This window comes from Achromobacter sp. 46006, assembly GCF_059761975.1.
The window spans coordinates 1-19,539 of sequence record NZ_JCBANN010000011.1; the positions used below are offsets into that span (position 1 = coordinate 1).

The 19,539-nt window shown below is 66.6% G+C and carries 25 protein-coding genes and 1 pseudogene; 2 read left to right on the forward strand and 24 right to left on the reverse strand.

Going from position 1 to position 19,539, the window contains the following annotated elements:
* Positions 1–44: 44 nt before the first annotated feature.
* From AC6LKG_RS08310 to petA, 5 genes are all read right to left on the reverse strand, one after another.
* Positions 45–491, reverse strand: a complete 447-nt coding sequence (locus tag AC6LKG_RS08310) for a ClpXP protease specificity-enhancing factor (protein ID WP_498163878.1) — start codon at positions 489–491, stop codon at positions 45–47.
* Positions 492–503: 12 nt separating this feature from the next.
* Positions 504–1,115 carry a glutathione S-transferase N-terminal domain-containing protein gene (locus AC6LKG_RS08315; protein WP_006388039.1) on the reverse strand — a complete coding sequence of 204 codons (612 nt, stop codon included), beginning with the start codon at positions 1,113–1,115 and terminating at the stop codon, positions 504–506.
* Between the two features lie 153 nt (positions 1,116–1,268).
* Positions 1,269–2,120, reverse strand: a complete 852-nt coding sequence (locus tag AC6LKG_RS08320) for a cytochrome c1 (RefSeq protein WP_498163879.1) — start codon at positions 2,118–2,120, stop codon at positions 1,269–1,271.
* Positions 2,121–2,144: 24 nt separating this feature from the next.
* Positions 2,145–3,533 carry a cytochrome b gene (locus AC6LKG_RS08325; RefSeq protein ID WP_049070550.1) on the reverse strand — a complete coding sequence of 463 codons (1,389 nt, stop codon included), beginning with the start codon at positions 3,531–3,533 and terminating at the stop codon, positions 2,145–2,147.
* Positions 3,534–3,608: 75 nt separating this feature from the next.
* Positions 3,609–4,250 (reverse strand): ubiquinol-cytochrome c reductase iron-sulfur subunit, encoded by a 642-nt coding sequence (gene petA / locus AC6LKG_RS08330; RefSeq protein WP_498163880.1) that lies wholly within the window; start codon positions 4,248–4,250, stop codon positions 3,609–3,611.
* A gap of 140 nt (positions 4,251–4,390) precedes the next feature.
* Here petA and mscL point away from each other — a divergent pair, with 140 nt between their 5' ends.
* Positions 4,391–4,849, forward strand: coding sequence for a large conductance mechanosensitive channel protein MscL (gene mscL / locus AC6LKG_RS08335; RefSeq protein WP_498163881.1), 459 nt, complete (start codon positions 4,391–4,393; stop codon positions 4,847–4,849).
* Positions 4,850–4,926: 77 nt separating this feature from the next.
* Here the strand turns inward: mscL and AC6LKG_RS08340 are convergent, their stop codons facing one another.
* Positions 4,927–5,703 carry a Nif3-like dinuclear metal center hexameric protein gene (locus tag AC6LKG_RS08340; protein ID WP_498163882.1) on the reverse strand — a complete coding sequence of 259 codons (777 nt, stop codon included), beginning with the start codon at positions 5,701–5,703 and terminating at the stop codon, positions 4,927–4,929.
* Positions 5,704–5,722: 19 nt separating this feature from the next.
* On the opposite strand from AC6LKG_RS08340, the gene AC6LKG_RS08345 reads away from it, so the two are divergent.
* The gene (locus AC6LKG_RS08345; protein WP_498163883.1) at positions 5,723–6,898 is read left to right on the forward strand and encodes a trypsin-like peptidase domain-containing protein; all 1,176 of its coding nucleotides are present in this window, start codon (positions 5,723–5,725) and stop codon (positions 6,896–6,898) included.
* A gap of 35 nt (positions 6,899–6,933) precedes the next feature.
* Here AC6LKG_RS08345 and AC6LKG_RS08350 read toward each other — a convergent pair whose 3' ends face one another.
* From AC6LKG_RS08350 to AC6LKG_RS08435, 18 genes and pseudogenes are all read right to left on the reverse strand, one after another.
* Positions 6,934–7,332 carry a helix-turn-helix domain-containing protein gene (locus AC6LKG_RS08350; RefSeq protein ID WP_498163884.1) on the reverse strand — a complete coding sequence of 133 codons (399 nt, stop codon included), beginning with the start codon at positions 7,330–7,332 and terminating at the stop codon, positions 6,934–6,936.
* Positions 7,333–7,430: 98 nt separating this feature from the next.
* Positions 7,431–8,222, reverse strand: a complete 792-nt coding sequence (gene tatC, locus AC6LKG_RS08355; RefSeq protein ID WP_498163885.1) for a twin-arginine translocase subunit TatC — start codon at positions 8,220–8,222, stop codon at positions 7,431–7,433.
* Positions 8,219–8,833, reverse strand: coding sequence for a Sec-independent protein translocase protein TatB (gene tatB / locus AC6LKG_RS08360; protein ID WP_498163886.1), 615 nt, complete (start codon positions 8,831–8,833; stop codon positions 8,219–8,221). Before tatB ends, tatC begins: the two co-directional genes overlap by 4 nt.
* A gap of 67 nt (positions 8,834–8,900) precedes the next feature.
* Complete coding sequence (gene tatA, locus AC6LKG_RS08365; RefSeq protein WP_498163887.1) at positions 8,901–9,128, reverse strand: Sec-independent protein translocase subunit TatA; 228 nt, start codon at positions 9,126–9,128, stop codon at positions 8,901–8,903.
* 14 nt (positions 9,129–9,142) lie between these two features.
* The gene (locus tag AC6LKG_RS08370) at positions 9,143–9,511 is read right to left on the reverse strand and encodes a histidine triad nucleotide-binding protein (protein WP_498163888.1); all 369 of its coding nucleotides are present in this window, start codon (positions 9,509–9,511) and stop codon (positions 9,143–9,145) included.
* Between the two features lie 15 nt (positions 9,512–9,526).
* Complete coding sequence (locus AC6LKG_RS08375; protein ID WP_006392326.1) at positions 9,527–9,877, reverse strand: phosphoribosyl-ATP diphosphatase; 351 nt, start codon at positions 9,875–9,877, stop codon at positions 9,527–9,529.
* Positions 9,874–10,278, reverse strand: a complete 405-nt coding sequence (gene hisI, locus AC6LKG_RS08380; RefSeq protein ID WP_498163889.1) for a phosphoribosyl-AMP cyclohydrolase — start codon at positions 10,276–10,278, stop codon at positions 9,874–9,876. Before hisI ends, AC6LKG_RS08375 begins: the two co-directional genes overlap by 4 nt.
* Positions 10,279–10,280: 2 nt before the next feature.
* Positions 10,281–11,099: an imidazole glycerol phosphate synthase subunit HisF gene (gene hisF / locus AC6LKG_RS08385; RefSeq protein ID WP_006388053.1), complete on the reverse strand. Its 819-nt coding sequence runs from the start codon at positions 11,097–11,099 to the stop codon at positions 10,281–10,283.
* Positions 11,096–11,836, reverse strand: a complete 741-nt coding sequence (hisA, locus tag AC6LKG_RS08390; RefSeq protein ID WP_175133386.1) for a 1-(5-phosphoribosyl)-5-[(5-phosphoribosylamino)methylideneamino]imidazole-4-carboxamide isomerase — start codon at positions 11,834–11,836, stop codon at positions 11,096–11,098. The genes hisF and hisA overlap by 4 nt, the downstream gene beginning before the upstream one ends.
* A gap of 57 nt (positions 11,837–11,893) precedes the next feature.
* Positions 11,894–12,592, reverse strand: a complete 699-nt coding sequence (hisH, locus tag AC6LKG_RS08395; RefSeq protein ID WP_498163890.1) for an imidazole glycerol phosphate synthase subunit HisH — start codon at positions 12,590–12,592, stop codon at positions 11,894–11,896.
* A gap of 37 nt (positions 12,593–12,629) precedes the next feature.
* Positions 12,630–13,217: an imidazoleglycerol-phosphate dehydratase HisB gene (gene hisB / locus AC6LKG_RS08400; RefSeq protein WP_006388056.1), complete on the reverse strand. Its 588-nt coding sequence runs from the start codon at positions 13,215–13,217 to the stop codon at positions 12,630–12,632.
* A gap of 12 nt (positions 13,218–13,229) precedes the next feature.
* Positions 13,230–14,321, reverse strand: a complete 1,092-nt coding sequence (gene hisC, locus AC6LKG_RS08405; protein ID WP_498163891.1) for a histidinol-phosphate transaminase — start codon at positions 14,319–14,321, stop codon at positions 13,230–13,232.
* A complete protein-coding gene (gene hisD, locus AC6LKG_RS08410) occupies positions 14,318–15,622 on the reverse strand; it encodes a histidinol dehydrogenase (protein WP_498163892.1) in 1,305 nt (434 codons plus the stop codon). The genes hisC and hisD overlap by 4 nt, the downstream gene beginning before the upstream one ends.
* A 48-nt stretch (positions 15,623–15,670) precedes the next feature.
* Positions 15,671–16,345 carry an ATP phosphoribosyltransferase gene (hisG, locus tag AC6LKG_RS08415; protein WP_175133382.1) on the reverse strand — a complete coding sequence of 225 codons (675 nt, stop codon included), beginning with the start codon at positions 16,343–16,345 and terminating at the stop codon, positions 15,671–15,673.
* Entirely contained in the window at positions 16,342–17,622 is a 1,281-nt protein-coding gene (gene murA, locus AC6LKG_RS08420; protein ID WP_498163893.1) for a UDP-N-acetylglucosamine 1-carboxyvinyltransferase, read from the reverse strand. Before murA ends, hisG begins: the two co-directional genes overlap by 4 nt.
* 2 nt (positions 17,623–17,624) lie before the next feature.
* Positions 17,625–17,870: a BolA family protein gene (locus AC6LKG_RS08425; protein ID WP_006388061.1), complete on the reverse strand. Its 246-nt coding sequence runs from the start codon at positions 17,868–17,870 to the stop codon at positions 17,625–17,627.
* 5 nt (positions 17,871–17,875) lie between these two features.
* Positions 17,876–18,688, reverse strand: a pseudogene (locus AC6LKG_RS08430) (ABC transporter permease).
* Complete coding sequence (locus AC6LKG_RS08435) at positions 18,685–19,482, reverse strand: ABC transporter ATP-binding protein (RefSeq protein WP_498163894.1); 798 nt, start codon at positions 19,480–19,482, stop codon at positions 18,685–18,687. Before AC6LKG_RS08435 ends, AC6LKG_RS08430 begins: the two are co-directional and overlap by 4 nt.
* Positions 19,483–19,539 lie beyond the last annotated feature (57 nt).

Here is a 19,539-nt window from a genome sequence, read left to right on the forward strand (position 1 = left end):
GTATCGCATCGCGTGGCGCCGCGATGCGATACCCGGGAAGCGCGCTATTTGACGATCGTCAGGTGCGGACGCTTGGGTTCGTCGTCGCCGCCATCGTCATCCGGCGCGCTGTCGGTGGTGGCCTCGGGCGCGGCGCCGTCTGCCGCATCCCCCGCGGCGCCCGGCGCTGGCGGTTCGTAGGGCTGCACTTCGAAGCCCATGCCTGCGCCGGTTTCCCGCGCGTAGATCGCGCTGACGGCGCCCACCGGCACGTAGACGTTTTCGGTCACGCCGCTGAAACGGGCCTGGAATTCGATGAATTCGTTGCCCAGCACCAGGCGGTTGGTGGCCAGCGTGCCGACGTTCAGGGTGATCTGGCCGTCGCGCACGTGGGCGACGGGCACCATGGTGTGCTCGTCGACCTGCACGGTGATGTACGGCGTGTAGCCGTTATCGGTGCACCATTCGTGCAGCGCGCGGATCAGATACGGTTTGGTCGAAGTTTCACCCATCACGCAACAACCTTAGCGACGCATCACTTTTTCCGAAGGCGTCAGCGCTTCGATGTAGGCCGGGCGCGAGAAGATGCGCTCGGCGTACTTTTGCAGCGGAGCCGCGTTCTTGGGCAGCTCGATGCCGTAGTGGTCCAGGCGCCACAGCAGCGGGGCCACGGCCACGTCGAGCATGGAGAATTCCTCGCCCAGCATGTACTTGTTCTTGAGCAGCATCGGGGCCAGTTGGGCCAGGCGGTCGCGGATGTTCTGGCGGGCGTTGGCCAGCTTCTTCTCGTCGGGCTTGGCGCTGCGGTCTTCCAGCGTCGAGACGTGGACGAACAGCTCTTTCTCGAAGTTGTACAGGAACAGGCGGGTGCGGGCGCGCATGACCGGATCGGCCGGCATGAGTTGCGGATGCGGGAAGCGCTCGTCGATGTACTCGTTGATGATGTTCGACTCGTACAGGACCAGGTCGCGCTCGACCAGAATGGGCACTTGACCGTACGGATTCATCACCGAGATGTCTTCGGGCTTGTTGTACAGGTCGATGTCGCGGATCTCGAAATCCATGCCCTTTTCAAACAACACGAAGCGGCAGCGTTGCGAAAACGGACACGTGGTTCCGGAATAGAGCACCATCATGGCGAAAAATCCTTTATTAAAAACGAAAGGCCAGCGCCCTAATCTAGCAGGCGCTGGCCCCGATTGCCAGGCGGGGGGTAGGCATACAGCCCTAACCCGCCATTATCCACCGCCATGAAAATGGGGGCGGATTAGCCTGGCGGGGCGTTGCGGTTAGCGCACGTGTTTCCAGTAAGAGGCGTTCAGGCGCCACATCACCAGGAAGAACAAGAGCAGGAACAACATGACACCGACGCCGAGCTGGACGCGGAAAGTCTGGACGGGTTCGGCCATCCAGGACATGAACGCGGTCAGGTCGGCGACGTCGTTGTCGTATGTTGCGGTTTGGGCCGGGTTGGCGGCCTTGAATTTGGCCTCGAAGGTGGCATGGCCGTGGTAGTTGGCTACCGGTTCGGCCTTGACCGTGGAAAAACCTTGCGCATCGTACACCGTCGTGACCCGTTCCCACGACTTCGGCGCGCCGTCCTTGCCTTCGACCTCGTGCATCGCCACCGTGGTCAGCTCGCGCGGACCCTGCCGTTCCCACAGCGCATGCGGCATGCCGACGGCCGGGAATACCAGGTTGTTCCAGCCCGTGGCGCGCGAGGTGTCACGGTAGAACGTGCGCAGGTAGGTGTAGATGTAGTCGGAACCCGAGGGGCCGGCGTTGACGGATTTGGCGCGCGCGATCACGGACAGGTCCGGGGGCGTGGTGCCAAACCACTTCTTGGCGTCCTTGGGCGTCATGGCGACAGTCATCATGTCGCCGACTTTCTCGCCGGTGAACAGCAGGCTTTCCTTGATTTGCTGGTCGGTCAGGCCGATGTCCTTGAGCTTGTTGTAGCGCATCGATGAGGCGCTATGGCAGTTCAGACAGTAGTTGACGAACAGCTTGGCGCCGTTTTGCAGCGACGCCATGTCGTTGACGCGGTAAGGCGCCTTGTCCAGCGGATAGCCGCCCTCGGCGGCGAACGTAGCGGTGCACGTGAGCATCAAGGCCACGGCACCAATCAGCTTCTTGATCATGGTCGGTCCGTTATTCTGGTTGGCTCAGTGGGCGTGGAACGTCACGCGGTCGGGCACTTTCTTGAAAGTGCCCAGGCGGCTCCAGACCGGCATCAGGAAGAAGAATGCCAGGTACAGCAGCGTGCCGATCTGCGACGTGATGTTCAACGGCGGACTGGGCGGCTGCGTACCGATGTAGCCGAGCACCAGGAAGTTGACCATGAAGATGCCGTAGATCCACTTGTGCCAGGTGGGGCGGTAGCGGATCGACTTGACCGGCGAATGGTCCAGCCACGGCAGGAAGAACAGGATGACCACGGTGCCGCCCATGGCAACCACGCCCCAGAACTTGGCGTCGATCACGCGCAGCAGCACGGCCACGACGATCAGGATGCCGGGGACGGCGATGCGCATGAAGCCCTTCAGGTTGCTCTTGACGAGCAGCGCGATGGCGCCCAGCACCGAAGCGCCGGCCAGCACCCACGTGAACTCGTCGGTGGTGGCGCGCAGCATCGAGTAGAACGGCGTGAAGTACCAGACCGGGGCGATGTGCGGTGGCGTCTTGAGCGAGTCGGCCGGGATGAAGTTGTTGAACTCCAGGAAGTACCCGCCCATTTCCGGCGCGAAGAACACGATGAAGGCGAACACCAGCAGGAAGCCCGCGACGCCGACCAGGTCGTGCACCGTGTAGAACGGATGGAACGGAATGCCGTCCTTGGGACGTCCGTACTTGTCCTTCGGGCCTTCCTTGATCTCGATGCCGTCCGGGTTGTTCGAACCGACTTCGTGCAGCGCCACCAGGTGCGCCGCCACCAGTCCCACCAGCACCAGCGGAATGGCGATGACGTGGAAGGCGAAGAAGCGGTTCAGCGTGGCGTCGGACACGACGTAGTCGCCGCGGATCCAGATCGACAGCTCGGGGCCGATGAACGGGATGGCCGCGAACAGGTTCACGATCACCTGTGCGCCCCAGTAGGACATCTGGCCCCACGGCAGGAGGTAGCCGAAGAATGCTTCGGCCATCAGACAGAGGAAGATCGCGACGCCGAAGATCCAGACCAGCTCACGCGGCTTGCGGTACGAGCCGTAGAGCAGGCCGCGCAGCATGTGCAGGTAGACGACGACGAAGAACATCGAGGCGCCGGTCGAGTGCATGTAGCGCACCAGCCAGCCCCACGGGACCTCGCGCATGATGTATTCGACCGATTGGAACGCGCGCTCGGCGTCCGGCTTGTAGTGCATGACCAGGAAGATGCCGGTCACGATCTGCAGCACCAGCACGAGCAGTGCCAGGGAGCCGAAGAAATACCAGAAGTTGAAGTTTTTCGGTGCGTAGTACTCGGACAGATGCGCTTTCCAGGTGGAGGTCACCGGGAAGCGCCGGTCCAGCCAGCCCAACAGGCCTGTCGTCTCGACGGTTTTCTCGCCAGCCATGTAACAGCTCCTTCTCTAATACGTGGCGTATTTTGTTTTACTTACGTAATTCGGGAAAAAAGCGCGACGCGAGCGTCAGGCCTTGTTGTCTTCGTCGACGCCCACGATGATGCGGGAGTCGCTGAGATACTGGTACGGCGGAACTTCGAGATTATCGGGAGCGGGCTTGTTCTTGTAGACCCGGCCTGCCAGGTCGAACGTGGAGCCATGGCACGGACAGAGAAACCCGCCTTGCCAGGAGGCGCCCATGCCGCCACCGCCACCCGTTTCGAAGTGGGCGGTGGGCGAGCAGCCCAGATGGGTACAGATGCCAACACAGACGAAGAGCTCGGGCTTGCGCGAGCGGCCTTCGTTTTCTGCGTATTTGGGAGTGAAGCCGGGCCGCTTGGAGTCAGGGTCCGCCAGGAGGGCATCCTGGGTCTTGAGGCCGGCGATCTGTTCGGGAGAGCGGTGGATGATCCAGACCGGCTTGCCACGCCATTCCACGGTTTTCATGGTGCCGACCGGGATGTCGCCGATGTCGACTTCGACAGGGGCGCCGGCGGCGCGGGCTTTTTCAGAAGGGGAAAACGTGCTCACAAGCGGTATGGCCGTTGCGACACCTGCTACGCCACCTACAGCACAGGCGGTGGTTACCCAGAAACGTCGCGAAGGATCGGGCGGCAGCTTTGGATCAACCGCACCGTCATCGTCATGCACCAGCGTATCCTGACTCATCTTCCTATCCTTGTTGATGCGCCCGCTCTACGAGTAGCATCACTTCTGCGGCATCGGCTTCGCGGGAATGTGTAACAACATAGCAACCGCGTATTATAGCGCCAGCCTACTGGTGGGCGTATCACGAAGGGAGTGCTTTTATGAGCAAAGCGACTGGTTTCGTCAAAGAATTCCGGGATTTCGCTGTCAAAGGCAATGCGGTCGACTTGGCGGTTGGTGTGATCATCGGGGCGGCGTTCGGCAAGATCGTCGACTCGCTGGTCAAGGATATCGTCATGCCGCTGGTCAATTTCGTGCTTGGCGGTTCGGTCGATTTCTCGAACAAGTTCCTGGTCTTGTCGATGCCCGCGGGCTATAGCGGCCCGATGACGTATGCCGAGATGACGAAGGCCGGAGCGATCGTTTTTGCCTGGGGGAATTTCCTCACCATCGTCATCAATTTCGTATTGCTGGCGTTTGTGATCTTCTGGATGGTGAAGGCCATCTACAAGGCGCGGACCAAGGCCGAGGAAGCGCCGGCACCGGCGGCGCCGGCGCCTACGCCGGAGGATGTGGCGCTGCTGCGCGAGATCCGGGATCTGTTGAAGAAGCAGCCTTGAGATGAATGCAAGAGCGCCCTGCGGGGCGCTTTTTTTGGTTCAGTGGTTGTTTGTTTGCGGAGGTTGCGGGGGACCGGTCACACCGGGTTGTCCAGGTCCACGAATTCAACCTTGATGCCGAAGCGTTCGGCCACGGCCTGGCCCAGGGCCTGGACGCCGTAGCGTTCGGTGGCGTGGTGACCGGCTCCGAGGAAGGCGACGCCGGTTTCCTGGGCCAGGTGGAAGGTGGATTCGGAGGCTTCGCCGGTGATGTAGGCGGTGGCGCCGGCATCGACGGCGTCGGCCAGCATGCCCTGGGCGCCGCCGGTGCACCAGGCGATGCGGGCGACGGGCTGGTCGGGGTTGCCGACGACCAGCGGCTGGCGGCCGAGGCGTTGCTGGACGCGGGCGGCGAGCTGGCCGAGGGTGGCCAGGCCGGGGGCGGTGCCGAGCCAGACCAGATTGTCGGCGCCACAGGTGCGCGGGGCGCCGTCGTCGCGGCGCTCGGGTTCGAGACCGAGGACGCGGGCCAACTGCGCGTTGTTGCCCAGGGTGGGATGGGCGTCCAGGGGCAGGTGGTAGGCGTACAGGTTGAGGTCGTGCTTCAGGGCCAGCGCCATGCGGGTGCGGCGCGTGCCGATGACACGGCGGTCTTCGTTGCGCCACATCCAGCCGTGATGGACCAGCACGGCGTCGGCGCCGCGCTCGACGGCGACGCGCAACAGCGCTTCGCTGGCGGTGACACCGGTGATAATGTGTGCGACTTCGGATCGACCTTCCACCTGCAGGCCGTTGGGGCAATAGTCCTTGAAACGGCCGGCTTGCAGGGTGTCGTCCAGCCAGGCGGCCAGGACGTGGGAGTCCACTTTACTCATTGCTAGTCCTATCAGAAACATGCGCCGATATTGGCTGATCTTCGCTCAGGCCGTCACGGTCTGCCTCGGTATTCTATTCGTCGTCACCACCTTGCGGCCGGATCTGCTGCGGTTGGGCGGGCCCGGGACCGCGCCGGCGGCGACAATTCAGCCGGTGGCCATGGCGCCAGGCACGGGCGCGCCGCATTCCGCCATGGGGGCGGTGTCGTATGCCGACGGAGTGGCGCGGGCGGCGCCGTCGGTGGTCAACGTCTACACCACCAAGCACGTGGACGTGCCGCTGGTGCCGCTGCCCGACGATCCCATCCTGCGCCAGTTGTTCGGCCAGGTGCCGGGAGTGAGCCGGCGTCAGGCCAGTACCAGCCTGGGGTCGGGCGTGGTGGTCAACCATGATGGCTATGTGCTGACCAATTATCACGTGGTGCAGGCCGCCGATGCCATCGAGGTGGCGCTGGCGGACGGGCGCAAGGATTCAGCCAGGGTGGTGGGCGCGGACCCGGATACCGATCTGGCGGTATTGAAGCTGGCGACCTTGCGCAACCTGCCGGCCGCCACGCTGGCGCCGGACCGCGGCTTGCGCGTGGGTGATGTGGTGCTGGCGATCGGCAATCCATTCGGCGTGGGCCAGACCACCACGCAGGGGATCGTGTCGGCGCTGGGCCGCAATGGCCTGGGGCTGAACACCTACGAGAACTTCATCCAGACCGACGCGGCGATCAACCCGGGCAATTCGGGCGGCGCGCTGGTGGACGCGCGCGGCAATCTGGTGGGGATCAATACCGCGATCTATTCCGAATCGGGCGGGTCGATGGGCATCGGTTTCGCCACGCCGATCGATATCGCGCGCAAGGTCATGGACGAGATCGTCAAGACCGGTGGCGTCAAGCGCGGCTGGTTGGGCGTGGAGCCGCAGGACCTGACGGCCGAGCTGGCGCGCGCGTTCCAGATGGATCGCGATGCCCGCGGCGTGATCATCGCGGGGGTGTTGCGTGACGGCCCGGCCGCCAAGGGGGGCCTGCGGGTTGGCGACATCGTGCAGACGGTGAATGGCAAGCCGATGCGGGACACCTCGGGCCTGCTGGCCGAGATCGCGCAACTGGCGCCGGGGCAGCGCGCCGCGCTGGGCGTGCTGCGCGGCGGCAAGACGGCCGAGGTGACGGTGGTGGTGGGGACGCGGCCGGGCCTGCCGCGCTGACGCGGCGGCCAGCGCGCACCGCGCCGGATCGGCGGCTAGCGGACCGGAGGCTGGCGCGGCGCGGCCGGACGGCGAGGCCGGCACGGCGCGTCGAGTACCAGGCGCACCACCTGCAGCACGCGTTTGCGCGTGGCCTCGGGCTGGTGCCGCAGCAGCGCGCAGATTTCGGCGCAATAGGCATCGGATTGCTCGTCCTGGCGCGGGAGGCAGGCGCCAGCGGCCTGCGCGACCATGCCGTCCGCCAGCCAGGGCACCTGCGTGTCCAGGGCGCGCGCCAGGCGCTGCAGGGTGGCACGGGTCGGCGCGTAGCGCTCTTCGCGCGTGAGGATGCGATGGATGCAGGACTGCGGCACGCCGGAGATGCGCGCGAGCTGGTTCTGGCTTTTGATGCCGCGCCACCGCATCAGGGTGCGCAGGCGTAGGGCGAGCGACATGGCTGCAATGTAAGTTTGCAGCCCGTACCGGACAAGCGGAAACGGTCCGCTTGTGGAACACCGGGGTGCGCGCTGCCCCCGGTGCGTCAGGCGCGGAATCAGTGGCGTTCGGTCAGCGAGCCATCGCCCACGGTTTCATCGGCGCTGGGCTTGGGCGTGACCATGCGCGCGCAGATCAGCCCCAGCTCGTACAGCAGGCACAGCGGCACTGCCAGCATGAACTGGCTGACCACATCGGGCGGCGTCACCACCGCGGCGATGATGAAAGCCCCGACCACCACGTAGCCACGCGCGCTCTTGAGCTTGGACAGTTCCACCACGCCCATGCGCACCAGCAGTACCACCGCCACCGGCACCTCGAAGGTGATGCCGAATGCCATGAACATGGTCATCACGAAGCTCAGGTAGGCCTCGATATCCGGCGCCGGCGTGATCGATTGCGGCGCGAAGGTGGCGATGAAGTGGAAGACCGTGCGGAACACCACGAAATAGCAGAACGCCATGCCCGCGATGAACAGCAGCGTGCTGGAGATGATCAGCGGCAGCGCCAGGCGCTTTTCGTGCTTGTACAGGCCGGGTGCCACGAAGGCCCAGGCCTGGTACAGCACCACCGGCAGCGCCAGGATGAAGGCCGCCATCATGGTGACCTTGACCGGCACCATGAAGGGCGTGATGACGCCGGTGGCGATCATGCGCGTGCCCTGGGGCAGCGAGGCCAGCATGGGCTGGGCCAGCACGTCGTAGATGGCGGATGCGCCGGGGTAGATGAACAGGATGATGAACACCGCCACGACCGCGCCGACGGCGCGCAGCAGGCGGGTGCGCAGTTCGACCAGGTGGGAGATAAAGCTTTCCTGCTGGCCGTCTTCTTGGGTGGCGTCCTGGGTCACGTTGTCGTTCCGGAGGGCGTGGCGGGCTTGGAGGCCGGCGGATGGCCGCCGGCGACGGCGGCGTCGGCCGCGGGCGCCGGGGTGGGCGCGGGTTGCGGTGCGGGAGCGGGTTGGCCGCCGGCCGCGGCGGCGGGCGGGTCCAGGTCCAGGCTCAGGTTGGGGTTGGGCGGCGCGATGGACGGTGACGCTTCGGCCGGTTCGGCCAGCGGCGTCATCAGGGGGCCGGCGTCGGCCGGTGTGGCGGCGGTCTCGGCGTGGGCCTGGGCCGTGGTTTCGGTGCCGCTGGCGATGGCGGGTTTGCCGCTGGCTTCGCGGGCAACCTCGTCGAGCTCGGCGCGGAATTGCTGCACCGGTTCCTGCAGCGCATTGTGGGTGTCGTTCAGCGATTGCTGCACGCCTTGTGCGGCGGTTTCCATCTCGCTCTTGAACTTGCGCAGTTCGTCCAGTTCGATTTCGCGCTGGATGTCGGATTTCACGTCATTGACGTAGCGCTGGGCGCGGCCCAGCAGATGGCCGACCGTGCGGGCGACCTTGGGCAGGCGTTCGGGGCCGATGACGATCAGCGCGATGACGCCGATCACCATCAGTTCAGTGAGGCTGACATCAAACATTCGACGGCCGCTCGGAAATTGAGGCAATGAGGACCGGCGGTTTCAGGCCGGTCCGGGGGCGCAGGGCTCAGGAGTTGGACTTTTCCTTGGCCTGCACGTCGATGGTGTCGCCGGAAACGCGCTGTTGCGCGATCGGCTCGGCCGGCTTGTCGCTGTTGGCTTCCTTCATGCCTTCCTTGAAGCCCTTGACGGCGCCGCCGAGGTCGGACCCGATGTTGCGCAGTTTCTTGGTGCCGAAAATCAGCGCCACGATCACCAGAACGACCAACCAATGCCAAATGCTAAAGCTACCCATGACGGTTCTCCGTATTACGCGGTGGGGGCCATGCGCCCTTTCCAGGGTCGCTGGCCGCCGAGGATGTGGAAATGCAGATGCGGGACTTCCTGGCCGCCTTCGACGCCAGAGTTGATCATGATGCGAAATCCGCCATCGGGGCCCGGGGTGCAACCGTTTTCAGCGGCAAGCCGCGGCGCCAATGCCATCATTCTACCCAACCAACCTGCGTCCTCGGCCGTAATATCCTGCATGGATGTGACATGACGTCGAGGGATCAGCAATAAATGCACCGGCGCGGCCGGGTTGATATCGTGGAATGCAACAAAGTCCTCGTCCTCGTAGACCTTCTTGGACGGGATCTCGCCGGCGGCGATCTTGCAGAAAATACAGTTGGCGCTCATTTTTGCGGTTCCGTGTCAGTCCTGCGGACGGCTGGCCTTCTCGGCCAGGCCCGATAGCCCTTCGCGGCGGGCCAGTTCGGCCAGCACGTCGTCGGGGCGCAGGTTGAAGTGCGTCAGCGCCACCAGGCAATGAAACCACAGGTCGGCGGTTTCGCTGACGATGCGCTCGGGCACGCCGTCCTTGGCGGCCATGACCAGCTCGGTGGCTTCCTCGCCGATCTTCTTGAGGAAGGCGTCGGGGCCCTTGGACAGCAGCTTGGCCGCGTACGAGGCCTTGGGATCGCCGCCGTTCTCGGGGCGGCGGGTCTCCAGGGTGTCGGCGATGCGGGCCAGGACGTCGTGGGCGGTCAGGGGCGAATCGGTCATTTGTAGATCAGCTCGGGGTCTTTCAGCACCGGGTCGACCGTGACCCAGGTGGCCTGGTCGGTCTGGCCTTCCAGGCGGCGGTAGAAGCAGCTGGCGCGGCCCGTGTGGCAGGCGATGCCGCCTTCCTGGTGCACCTTGAGCAGCACCACGTCGCCGTCGCAATCCAGGCGCAGCTCGTGCACCTGCTGCACGTGGCCGGATTCCTCGCCCTTGCGCCACAGGCGCTGGCGCGAGCGCGACCAGTACACCGCGCGGCCGGTGGCGGCGGTCTCGGCCAGCGATTCGCGGTTCATCCAGGCCACCATCATGATCTGGCCGTTGTCGGCGTCCTGCGCGATGGCGGGGATCAGGCCGTTCTCGTCGAAGACGACGTCGGCCATCCAGCCGGGTTCGTTGCTCATCGTCATATCCTTACTTCGATGCCCTGCTCGGCCATGAAGCGCTTGCATTCGCCGACCGTGTGCTGGCCGAAGTGAAAGATGCTGGCGGCCAGCACGGCGCTGGCGCGGCCGGTGGTGACGCCGTCGGCCAGGTGCTGCAGGGTGCCGACGCCGCCCGAGGCGATTACCGGCACCGGCACGGCGTCCGAGACGGTGCGGGTCAATTCGAGGTCGAAGCCCGACTTGGTGCCGTCACGGTCCATGCTGGTCAGCAGGATTTCGCCGGCGCCGTAGGCGGCCATGCGGCGGGCCCAGGCCACGGCGTCCAGCCCGGTGGCCTTGCGGCCGCCGTGGGTGAAAACTTCCCAGCGCGGCGCTTCGCCCGCGGCCGAGACCCGGCGCGCGTCGATCGCCACCACCACGCACTGCGAGCCGTGGTAGTCGGAGGCCGCGCGCACCAGTTCCGGATTGGCCACGGCGGCGCTGTTGATGCTGATCTTGTCGGCGCCGGCGTTCAGCAGGCGCTGGATGTCGGACACCTGACGCACGCCGCCGCCCACCGTCAGGGGGATGAAGACCTGCGAGGCGACCTGCTCGATGATGGGCAGGATCAGGTCGCGGCCGTCGCTGGTGGCGGTGATGTCCAGGAAGGTGAGCTCGTCGGCGCCCTGCTCGTTGTAGCGGCGGGCGATCTCGACGGGATCGCCGGCGTCGGCGAGGTTGACGAAGTTGACGCCCTTGACGACCCGGCCGGCGGTGACGTCAAGGCAGGGAATGATGCGGCGGGTCAGCGCGCTCTGGGCGGGCGCGCCCGCCCCGGAGGTACTGCTGGAGGTGGTCATTTGGCCAATTCGTCGGCGCGGGCCTGCGCCGCCTGGAAGTTGAGCGTGCCTTCGTAGATGCTGCGGCCCAGGATGGCGCCTTCGACGCCCTCTTCCTCGACGGCGCACAGCGCCTCGATGTCCTGGATGCCGGCGATGCCGCCCGAGGCGTACACGGGGATGCGCACGTGCTGCGCCAGGCGCACGGTGGCCTCGACGTTCACGCCCGACAGCATGCCGTCGCGGCCGATGTCGGTATAGATGATGGCTTCGCAGCCGTAGTCCTCGAACTTCTTGGCCAGGTCGAGCACGTCGTGGCGGGTCAGCTTGCTCCAGCCGTCGGTGGCGATCTTGCCGTCGCGGGCGTCCAGGCCGACGATGATCTGGCCGGGGAAGGCGCCGCAGGCGTCCTGCAGGAAGCCCGGGTTCTTGACCGCGGCGGTGCCGATGATCACGTAGGAGATGCCGGCGTCGAGGTAGCGCTCGATGGTGTCGAGGTCGCGGATGCCGCCGCCGATCTGGACGGGGATGTCGTCGCCGACGGCCTCCAGGATGGCCTTGATGGGCGCTTCGTTCTTGGGCTTGCCGGCGACAGCGCCGTTCAGGTCGACCAGGTGCAGGCGGCGGGCGCCCTGTTCGAGCCATTTGGAGGCCATGGAGGCGGGGTCTTCGGAGAACACCGTTGCATCGTCCAGGTCGCCCTGGCGCAGACGCACGCAGCGTCCGTCTTTGAGATCGATGGCGGGGATCAGCAGCATGGTGGGCAGCGGGAAAATATGGGGTTGAACGGGCTGGCGCGCGTCGGCCGGATCGGCTTACGGCTGCCAGTCTACAAAATTGCGATACAGGCGCAAACCGTGCTCGGCGCTCTTCTCGGGGTGGAACTGCACCGCGAAAATGTTAGCTGCCGCCACCGCGCAGGTAAAGGCGACGCCGTAATCGGTTTCACCAACGGTCAGGCTCGCATCGGCCGGGTCGGCGTAGTAACTATGGACGAAATAGAAATGCGTGTCGTCCGGAATGCCGTCCCAGATAGGATGAGAGCGCGTCTGGCGGACTTTGTTCCATCCCATGTGCGGGACTTTCAGCAGTTCGGGGCGGGTGTCGACCGGGCCGGCCCCGCCGGTGTCGGTGGCGCAGGCCGCGTCGTCGGCCGCGACCGGGTCGGCGAAGCGCGGGCCGGCAAAGCGGCGTACCACGCCGGGGAACAGGCCCAGGCACGGGGTGGCGCCTTCTTCGCTGGACTCGAACAGCATCTGTTCGCCCACGCAGACGCCCAGCAGCGGCTTGCCGCGGGCGGCCTTGACGACCGCTTCGCGCAGGCCGGATTCATTCAGGGTGCGCATGCAGTCCGCCATGGCGCCCTGGCCCGGGAACACCACGCGGTCGGCCGCGTCGATTTCATGGGGCTGGTTGCAGATGCGGATGTCCGCGTCCGGGGCGGCGTACTTGAGCGCGCGCGCGACGGAGTGGAAGTTGCCCATTCCGTAGTCGACGATGGCGATAGTGGTCACTTCGGTTTACCTGGTGCGTGGCGGGAGGTCGCGCAGCTTACAGCACGCCCTTGGTCGAGGGGACGACGTCGCCCATGCGCGGGTCGACTTCGATGGCCATGCGCAGCGCGCGGCCACAGGCCTTGAAGACCGTTTCGCATTGGTGGTGGGCGTTGGTGCCGCGCAGGTTGTCGATGTGCAGCGTGATCAGCGCGTGGTTGACCAGGCCCTGGAAGAATTCGCGCGTCAGGTCGACGTCGAAGGCGCCGATGTGCGAGCGCGTGAAGGGGATGTGGTATTCCAGCCCCGGACGGCCCGAGAAATCGACCACCACGCGCGACAGCGCCTCGTCCAGCGGCACGTAGGCGTGGCCATAGCGGCGCAGGCCGGCCTTGGTGCCAACCGCCTTGGCGATGGCCATGCCCAGCGTGATGCCCACGTCTTCCACCGTGTGATGCGCATCGATGTGCAGGTCGCCCTCGGCCTTGATGTCGAGGTCGATCAGGCCGTGGCGCGCGATCTGGTCCAGCATGTGGTCCAGGAAGGGCACGCCCGTGTCGATCGTCTGCTTGCCGGTGCCATCCAGGTTGATGGCCACGCGGATGCGGGTTTCGTTGGTGTTGCGGGTGATCTCTGCGGTACGCATGTCAGGACTCGATTAGGCACTGAGGATGTCTTGCAGTGCCGATAGCAAAGCGGCGTTCTCGTCCGGCGCACCCACCGAGATGCGGAGGCAGCCGGCCAGGAGCGGATGGGCGTTGGAGAAGTTACGAACCAATATTTTGCGCTGTTTCAGGGCAAGATGCACGGCGTTGCCGTCCAGCTTGCCGGAAAAGCGCGCGAGCACGAAGTTGGCGGCGGAAGGGAATACCCTGACGCCAGGCAGCGCCGCCAGGGCCGCGGCCAGCGGCTCGCGGTCGGCGCGCAGGCGCGCGGCCTGCTGGTCCAGCACCGGCTTGTGGCGCAGCACGGTCAGCAGCGCGGCCTGGGTCAGCACGTCCAGGTTGTAGGGCGGACGCACCTTGTCGAGCTCGGCGACCCAGTCGGGATGGCCGGCCAGGTAGCCGAAGCGCAGGCCCGCCAGGCCGATCTTGGACACCGTGCGCATCACCACCACGTTGGGCGCGTCCAGCAGGCGCGGCATCCAGCTGCGGTCGGTGAAGGGCTGGTAGGCCTCGTCCACCACCACCAGGCCGGGGGCGGCTGCGATGATGGCGGCCATGTCGGCGTCCGACCAGGCGCCGCCGGTGGGGTTGTTGGGCACCGCCAGGAACACCACCTTGGGCTGGTGCTCGCGGATCGCCGCCAGCATCGCCGGAAGATCCAGGGACAGATCTTCCGTGAGCGGCACGCCGACGAAGCGGGCGTGGTCGAAGCGGGCCGCCATGTCGAAATAGACGAACGACGGCCACGGCGCCAGCACCACCTCGCCCGGGTTGCAGCAGGCCTGCACCACGATGTGGATCAGTTCGTCCGAGCCGTTGCCGAACAGCACGCCGGCGTCAGCCGGCACGCCGAAGGCCGCTTTCACGGTCTGGCGCAGTTCGGACAGGTCGGCGGCCGGGTAGCGGTTCAGCGGCGTATCGCGCAGCACCCGGGCGAGGTCGTCGCGCACCGCCTCGGGCAGTTCGTAGGGCGATTCCATCGCGTCCAGCTTGATGCAGCCTTCGGCGTGCGCCACCGGATACGCGCTCAGTTCACGGATATCGGGCCGGATTGTGCCGGCGATGCGGCCGGCGACCTCGCTCATGGCTGGTCGATCCGGTATTGGGCACTGGCGGCGTGGGCCTGCAGGCCTTCGCCCAGCGCCAGTTCGGCGGCGATGCGGCCAAGCGTCTGGGCGCCCTGGTGCGAGACCTGGATCAGGCTGGAACGCTTCTGGAAGTCGTACACGCCCAGCGGCGACGAGAAGCGCGCCGTGCGGGAAGTGGGCAGCACGTGGTTCGGGCCGGCGCAGTAGTCGCCCAGGGCTTCCGAGCTGAAGCGGCCCATGAAGATGGCGCCCGCGTGGCGGATCTTCGCGGTCCAGACCTCGGGCTGCTCGGTGGAGATCTCCAGGTGCTCCGGGGCGATGTCGTTGGCGATGCGGCAGGCTTCGTCCAGGTCGCGCACCTGGATCAGCGCGCCGCGGTTGGCCAGGCTGGTGCGCAGGATGTCGGCGCGCGGCATGGTCGGCAGCAGGCGCGCGATGGCAGCCTCGACCTCGCCGATGAAGGCGGCGTCCGGGCACAGCAGGATGGACTGGGCCAGTTCATCGTGTTCGGCCTGCGAGAACAGGTCCATGGCGATCCAGTCGGCCGGCGTCTTGCCGTCGCAGATCACCAGGATTTCGCTGGGGCCGGCGATCATGTCGATGCCAACCACGCCGAACACGCGGCGCTTGGCGGCGGCCACGTAGGCGTTGCCCGGGCCGACGATCTTGTCCACGGCCGGCACGGTGGCGGTGCCGTAGGCCAGCGCGCCCACGGCCTGCGCGCCGCCGATGGCGAACACGCGGTCGACGCCGCTGATGGCGGCGGCGGCCAGCACGATGGGGTTGCGCGCGCCGTCCGGGGTGGGCGTGACCATGACAAGTTCCTGCACGCCGGCGACCTTGGCCGGGATGGCGTTCATCAGCACCGACGACGGATACGCGGCCTTGCCGCCCGGCACGTACAGGCCGACGCGGTCCAGCGCCGTGACCTGCTGGCCCAGCAGCGTGCCGTCGGCCTCGGTGTAGGTCCAGGTCTCGGCGCGCTGGCGCTCGTGGTAGCGGCGCACGCGCTCGGCGGCGGCCTGCAGCGCGTCGCGCTGGGCGGCCGGCAGCGCGGCCAGGGCCGCGTGCCAGTCCGCCTTGGGAATTTCGAGCGTGTCCGCGGACGCGTGCGGCATGCGGTCGAAGCGCTGGGTGTATTCCACCAGCGCGGCGTCGCCGCGGGCGCGTACGTCGGCCAGGATGCCGGCGGCGGCGCGGTCGATGGACTCGTCCTCGGTGGCCTCGAAGGCCAGCAGCTTGGACAGGGCGGATGCGAATCCGGGATCGCGGGAGTCGAGACGATTGATCAGGGCCATGGCGGTCAGGCGGGTGGCGGCGGCCGCGCCGGGGCGCGGCGGCCTGGGTCAGGCGTTGCGGGAAGCGGCGCGCTCGAAAGCGTCCAGCAGCGGTTGCAGGCGTTCGCCGCGGGTCTTGAGCGCGGCCTGGTTGACGATCAGGCGCGAGGAGATCGGCATGATGTCCTCGACCGCGACCAGGTCGTTGGCGCGCAGCGTGCCGCCCGTGGACACCAGGTCCACGATGCAGTCGGCCAGGCCCACCAGCGGCGCCAGTTCCATCGAACCATACAGCTTGATGATGTCGACGTACACACCCTTGGCGGCAAAGTGTTCACGGGCTGACTGCACGTACTTGGTGGCCACGCGCAGGCGCGCGCCCTGGTGCACCGCGGCTTCGTAGTCGAAACCGTTGCGCACGGCCACGGCCAGGCGGCACTTGGCGATGTTCAGGTCGATCGGCTGGTACAGGCCGCCGGGCTGCTGCGCGGCATGCTCGATCAGCACGTCCTTGCCCGCTATGCCGAGGTCGGCCGCGCCGTACTGCACGTACGTCGGCACGTCGGAAGCGCGCACGATGATCAGGCGCAGGCCGGGATCGCTGGTCGGCAGGATCAGCTTGCGCGAGCTTTCGGGGTTCTCGGGTACCTCGATGCCGGCTTCCGCCAGCAGAGGCATGGTTTCTTCGAAGATGCGCCCCTTGGACAGAGCCAGGGTCAGGGGGGCGAGCGGGGCATTGCTCATGCCGGTTCCTTGCCGCTAGTGCGTTCAGCAACGCGTTGAATATTGGCGCCCAGGGCGCGCAGCTTGACTTCCATCCGATCGTAGCCGCGATCCAGGTGGTAGATGCGGTCGACCAGCGTATCGCCATCGGCGGCCAGGCCGGCGATGACCAGGCTGGCCGAGGCCCGCAGGTCGGTGGCCATGACCGTCGCGCCCGACAGGCGGGCGATGCCGCGGACGATGGCGGTGTGGCCGTCGATGTCGATGTCCGCGCCCATGCGGCGCAGTTCCTGCACGTGCATGTAGCGGTTCTCGAAAATCGTTTCGACGATCACCGAGGTGCCTTCGGCCACCGTGTTCAGTGCCATCAACTGGGCCTGCATGTCGGTGGCGAAGCCCGGGTATTCGTGGGTCCGGAAGCCTACGGCCTTGGGGCGCCTGGACATGGCGCCGCGGATCCAGTCGGGGCCGGTCTCGATGGCCAGGCCGGCCTCGGCCAGCTTGTCGAGCGTGGCGCCGAGGATGCCGGGATCGGTGTTGCGCAGCACGATGTCGCCGCCTGCCGCGCCCACGGCGCACAGGAAGGTGCCTGCCTCGATGCGGTCGGAGATCACGCGGTGTTCGGCGCTGTGCAGGCGCTCGACGCCGTCGATCACGATGCGGTCGGTGCCGTGGCCCTGGATGCGGGCGCCCATCTTGATGAGCAGTTCGGCCAGGTCCACCACTTCGGGCTCGCGCGCGGCATTTTCCAGCACGGTCTGGCCCTCGGCCAGCACCGCGGCCATCAGCAGATTCTCGGTGCCGGTGACGGTGACCATGTCGGTGCGGATCGAGGCGCCCTTCAGGCGCTTGGCGCGCGCCACCACGAAGCCGTGTTCGATGCTGATGTCGGCGCCCAGCGCCGCCAGGCCCTTGATGTGCTGGTCCACCGGCCGCTGGCCGATGGTGCAGCCGCCCGGCAGGCTGACGCGGGCTTCGCCGAAGCGCGCCACCAGCGGGCCCAGCACCAGGATCGAGGCGCGCATGGTCTTGACCAGGTCGTACGGCGCTTCGAGGCTGTCGACGCGGTCGGCCTGCAGGGTCACGATGCCGTCGTTGCCGCGCTCGGCGCGCACGCCCATGCGGCCCAGCAGGCGCAGCATGGTGGCGGTGTCGTTCAGGTGCGGCACATTGGCGATGGTCAGCGGGTCCGCCGTCAGCAGGCCGGCGCACAGGATCGGCAGGGCCGAATTCTTGGCGCCGGAGATGGTGACTTCGCCGTGCAGGCGCGCGCCGCCGGTAATGCGTAGCTTGTCCATGGTCACTTGCCCGCCTGGGCGTATTCGGCGGGGGTCAGGGTGCGCATCGACAGGGCGTGGATTTCGGCCTTCATGCGGTCGCCCAGCGCGGCGTAGACAAGCTGGTGGCGTTGGATCAGGCGCTTGCCTTCGAAGGCCGCGCTGACGATGACCGCGTCGAAATGCGAGCCGTCGCCCTGTACGTCGAGGTGTTCACAGGGCAGGCCGTCCGCGATGTATTGGCGGACTTGCGCGGGAGTGGGAAGCATGGACGTCAGTTCCTGAGTTTGTAGCCGCTGGCCAGGAGCCGCAGCGCATAGATCGAAAGCGCGAGGAACACCCCCGTCACCACCGCCAGGCTGCGCCAGGGGGAGACGTCCGACACCGAGAAGAATCCGTAGCGGAAGCCGTCGATGGTGTAGAAGATGGGGTTCCAGTGGGACACGCCCTGCCAGAAGGCCGGGAGCGTGTGGATGGAATAGAACACGCCGGACAGGAAGGTGGCCGGCATGATGAGGAAGTTCTGGAAGGCCGCCAATTAGTCGAATTTCTCGGACCACAGGCCGGCGATCAGGCCCAGCACGCCCATGATGCCGCAGGCCAGCACCGCGAACACCAGCAGCCACAGTGGGTTGGACGGCACCAGCGAGACGAAGAACAGCGCCACCAGCCACACGCACAGGCCCACGGCCAGGCCGCGCACCACGGCCGCCAGCACGTAGGCGGCGAACATGTCGCGGTGCGACAGCGGCGGCAGCAGCATGAACACCAGGTTGCCGGTGATGCGGCTCTGGATCAGCGACGACGACGGGTTGGCGAAGGCGTTCTGCAGCATGCTCATCATCATGAGCCCGGGGATCAGGAACGCGGTGTACGGCACGCTGCCGTAGACCATGACGCGCCCTTCCAGCACGTGGGCGAACACCAGCAGGTACAGCAGCGCGGTGATGACGGGCGCGGCGATGGTCTGGAAGCTGACCTTCCAGAAGCGCAGCAATTCCTTGCGCAGCAGGGTCGGAAAGCCCGAGCCTGCATCCAGGCGCGGCTGCACCAGCGGCTGGCTGGCGTTGGTGGCGGACTGCGTCATTGCGGCATCTCTTCGGGTTGCGGGGCGTCGTCCTGGTGCATGATGCGCACGAAGGCGTCTTCGAGGTCGACGCCGCCGACGCGGGCCAGCAGCGCCTGGGTGGTGTCCAGCGCCACGATGCGCCCGCCCTTGAGCATGGCGATGCGGCCGCACAGGGCTTCCGCTTCTTCCAGGTAGTGGGTGGTCAGCATGATGGTGTGGCCGGCCTTGTTCAGGCGCGAGATGAATTCCCAGAGCGTGCGGCGCAGGTCGACGTCGACGCCCGCGGTGGGCTCGTCCAGCACGATGACCGGCGGGCGGTGCACCAGCGCCTGTGCCACCAGCACGCGGCGCTTCATGCCGCCGGACAGCGCGCGCATGTTCGCGTTGGCCTTGTCGGCCAGGCCCAGGTTGAAGAGGATTTCGTCGATCCAGTCGTCGTTCTTGCGCAGGCCGAAGTAGCCCGACTGGATGCGCAGCGTCTCGCGCACGGTGAAGAATGGGTCGTAGACCAGTTCCTGTGGCACCACGCCCAGGGCCCGCCGTGCCGACTTGTAGTCGGCCACGACGTCGTAGCCACAGACGGTGGCGCGGCCGGTGGTGGCGTGCGCCAGTCCGGCCAGGATCGAGATCAGGGTGGTCTTGCCGGCGCCGTTGGGGCCGAGCAGGCCGAAGAACTCGCCGTGCTCGATGTTCAGGCTGACGTTGTCGAGCGCCTGGAAACCGGCGCCGGGCGCGCGCCCGGTGAGCCTGTCCCAGCCGCTGCGGCGCGGCGAGTAGATTTTGGAGACGTTCTCAAGACTGACGGCAGACATGACGGCGGCGAGGGGGCCCGGCAAAGAGCGAATTGATCATTATATAAGCGCCCTGCT

Coding starts and splice junctions, on each gene's coding strand:
- tatA (WP_498163887.1), bottom strand. CDS start 9,128: ATGGGTAGCTTTAGCATTTGGCATTGGTTGGTCGTTCTGGTGATCGTG.
- hisF (WP_006388053.1), bottom strand. CDS start 11,099: ATGACCACCTCCAGCAGTACCTCCGGGGCGGGCGCGCCCGCCCAGAGC.
- AC6LKG_RS08315 (WP_006388039.1), bottom strand. CDS start 1,115: ATGATGGTGCTCTATTCCGGAACCACGTGTCCGTTTTCGCAACGCTGC.
- AC6LKG_RS08375 (WP_006392326.1), bottom strand. CDS start 9,877: ATGACCGATTCGCCCCTGACCGCCCACGACGTCCTGGCCCGCATCGCC.
- hisG (WP_175133382.1), bottom strand. CDS start 16,345: ATGAGCAATGCCCCGCTCGCCCCCCTGACCCTGGCTCTGTCCAAGGGG.
- tatB (WP_498163886.1), bottom strand. CDS start 8,833: ATGTTTGATGTCAGCCTCACTGAACTGATGGTGATCGGCGTCATCGCG.
- hisA (WP_175133386.1), bottom strand. CDS start 11,836: ATGCTGCTGATCCCCGCCATCGATCTCAAAGACGGACGCTGCGTGCGT.
- murA (WP_498163893.1), bottom strand. CDS start 17,622: ATGGACAAGCTACGCATTACCGGCGGCGCGCGCCTGCACGGCGAAGTC.
- AC6LKG_RS08370 (WP_498163888.1), bottom strand. CDS start 9,511: ATGAGCGCCAACTGTATTTTCTGCAAGATCGCCGCCGGCGAGATCCCG.
- AC6LKG_RS08345 (WP_498163883.1), top strand. CDS start 5,723: ATGCGCCGATATTGGCTGATCTTCGCTCAGGCCGTCACGGTCTGCCTC.
- AC6LKG_RS08320 (WP_498163879.1), bottom strand. CDS start 2,120: ATGATCAAGAAGCTGATTGGTGCCGTGGCCTTGATGCTCACGTGCACC.
- AC6LKG_RS08350 (WP_498163884.1), bottom strand. CDS start 7,332: ATGTCGCTCGCCCTACGCCTGCGCACCCTGATGCGGTGGCGCGGCATC.
- mscL (WP_498163881.1), top strand. CDS start 4,391: ATGAGCAAAGCGACTGGTTTCGTCAAAGAATTCCGGGATTTCGCTGTC.
- AC6LKG_RS08310 (WP_498163878.1), bottom strand. CDS start 491: ATGGGTGAAACTTCGACCAAACCGTATCTGATCCGCGCGCTGCACGAA.
- AC6LKG_RS08325 (WP_049070550.1), bottom strand. CDS start 3,533: ATGGCTGGCGAGAAAACCGTCGAGACGACAGGCCTGTTGGGCTGGCTG.
- AC6LKG_RS08425 (WP_006388061.1), bottom strand. CDS start 17,870: ATGCTTCCCACTCCCGCGCAAGTCCGCCAATACATCGCGGACGGCCTG.
- hisB (WP_006388056.1), bottom strand. CDS start 13,217: ATGCGTACCGCAGAGATCACCCGCAACACCAACGAAACCCGCATCCGC.
- AC6LKG_RS08340 (WP_498163882.1), bottom strand. CDS start 5,703: ATGAGTAAAGTGGACTCCCACGTCCTGGCCGCCTGGCTGGACGACACC.
- hisI (WP_498163889.1), bottom strand. CDS start 10,278: ATGAGCAACGAACCCGGCTGGATGGCCGACGTCGTCTTCGACGAGAAC.
- hisD (WP_498163892.1), bottom strand. CDS start 15,622: ATGGCCCTGATCAATCGTCTCGACTCCCGCGATCCCGGATTCGCATCC.
- petA (WP_498163880.1), bottom strand. CDS start 4,250: ATGAGTCAGGATACGCTGGTGCATGACGATGACGGTGCGGTTGATCCA.
- AC6LKG_RS08435 (WP_498163894.1), bottom strand. CDS start 19,482: ATGTCTGCCGTCAGTCTTGAGAACGTCTCCAAAATCTACTCGCCGCGC.
- hisC (WP_498163891.1), bottom strand. CDS start 14,321: ATGAGCGAGGTCGCCGGCCGCATCGCCGGCACAATCCGGCCCGATATC.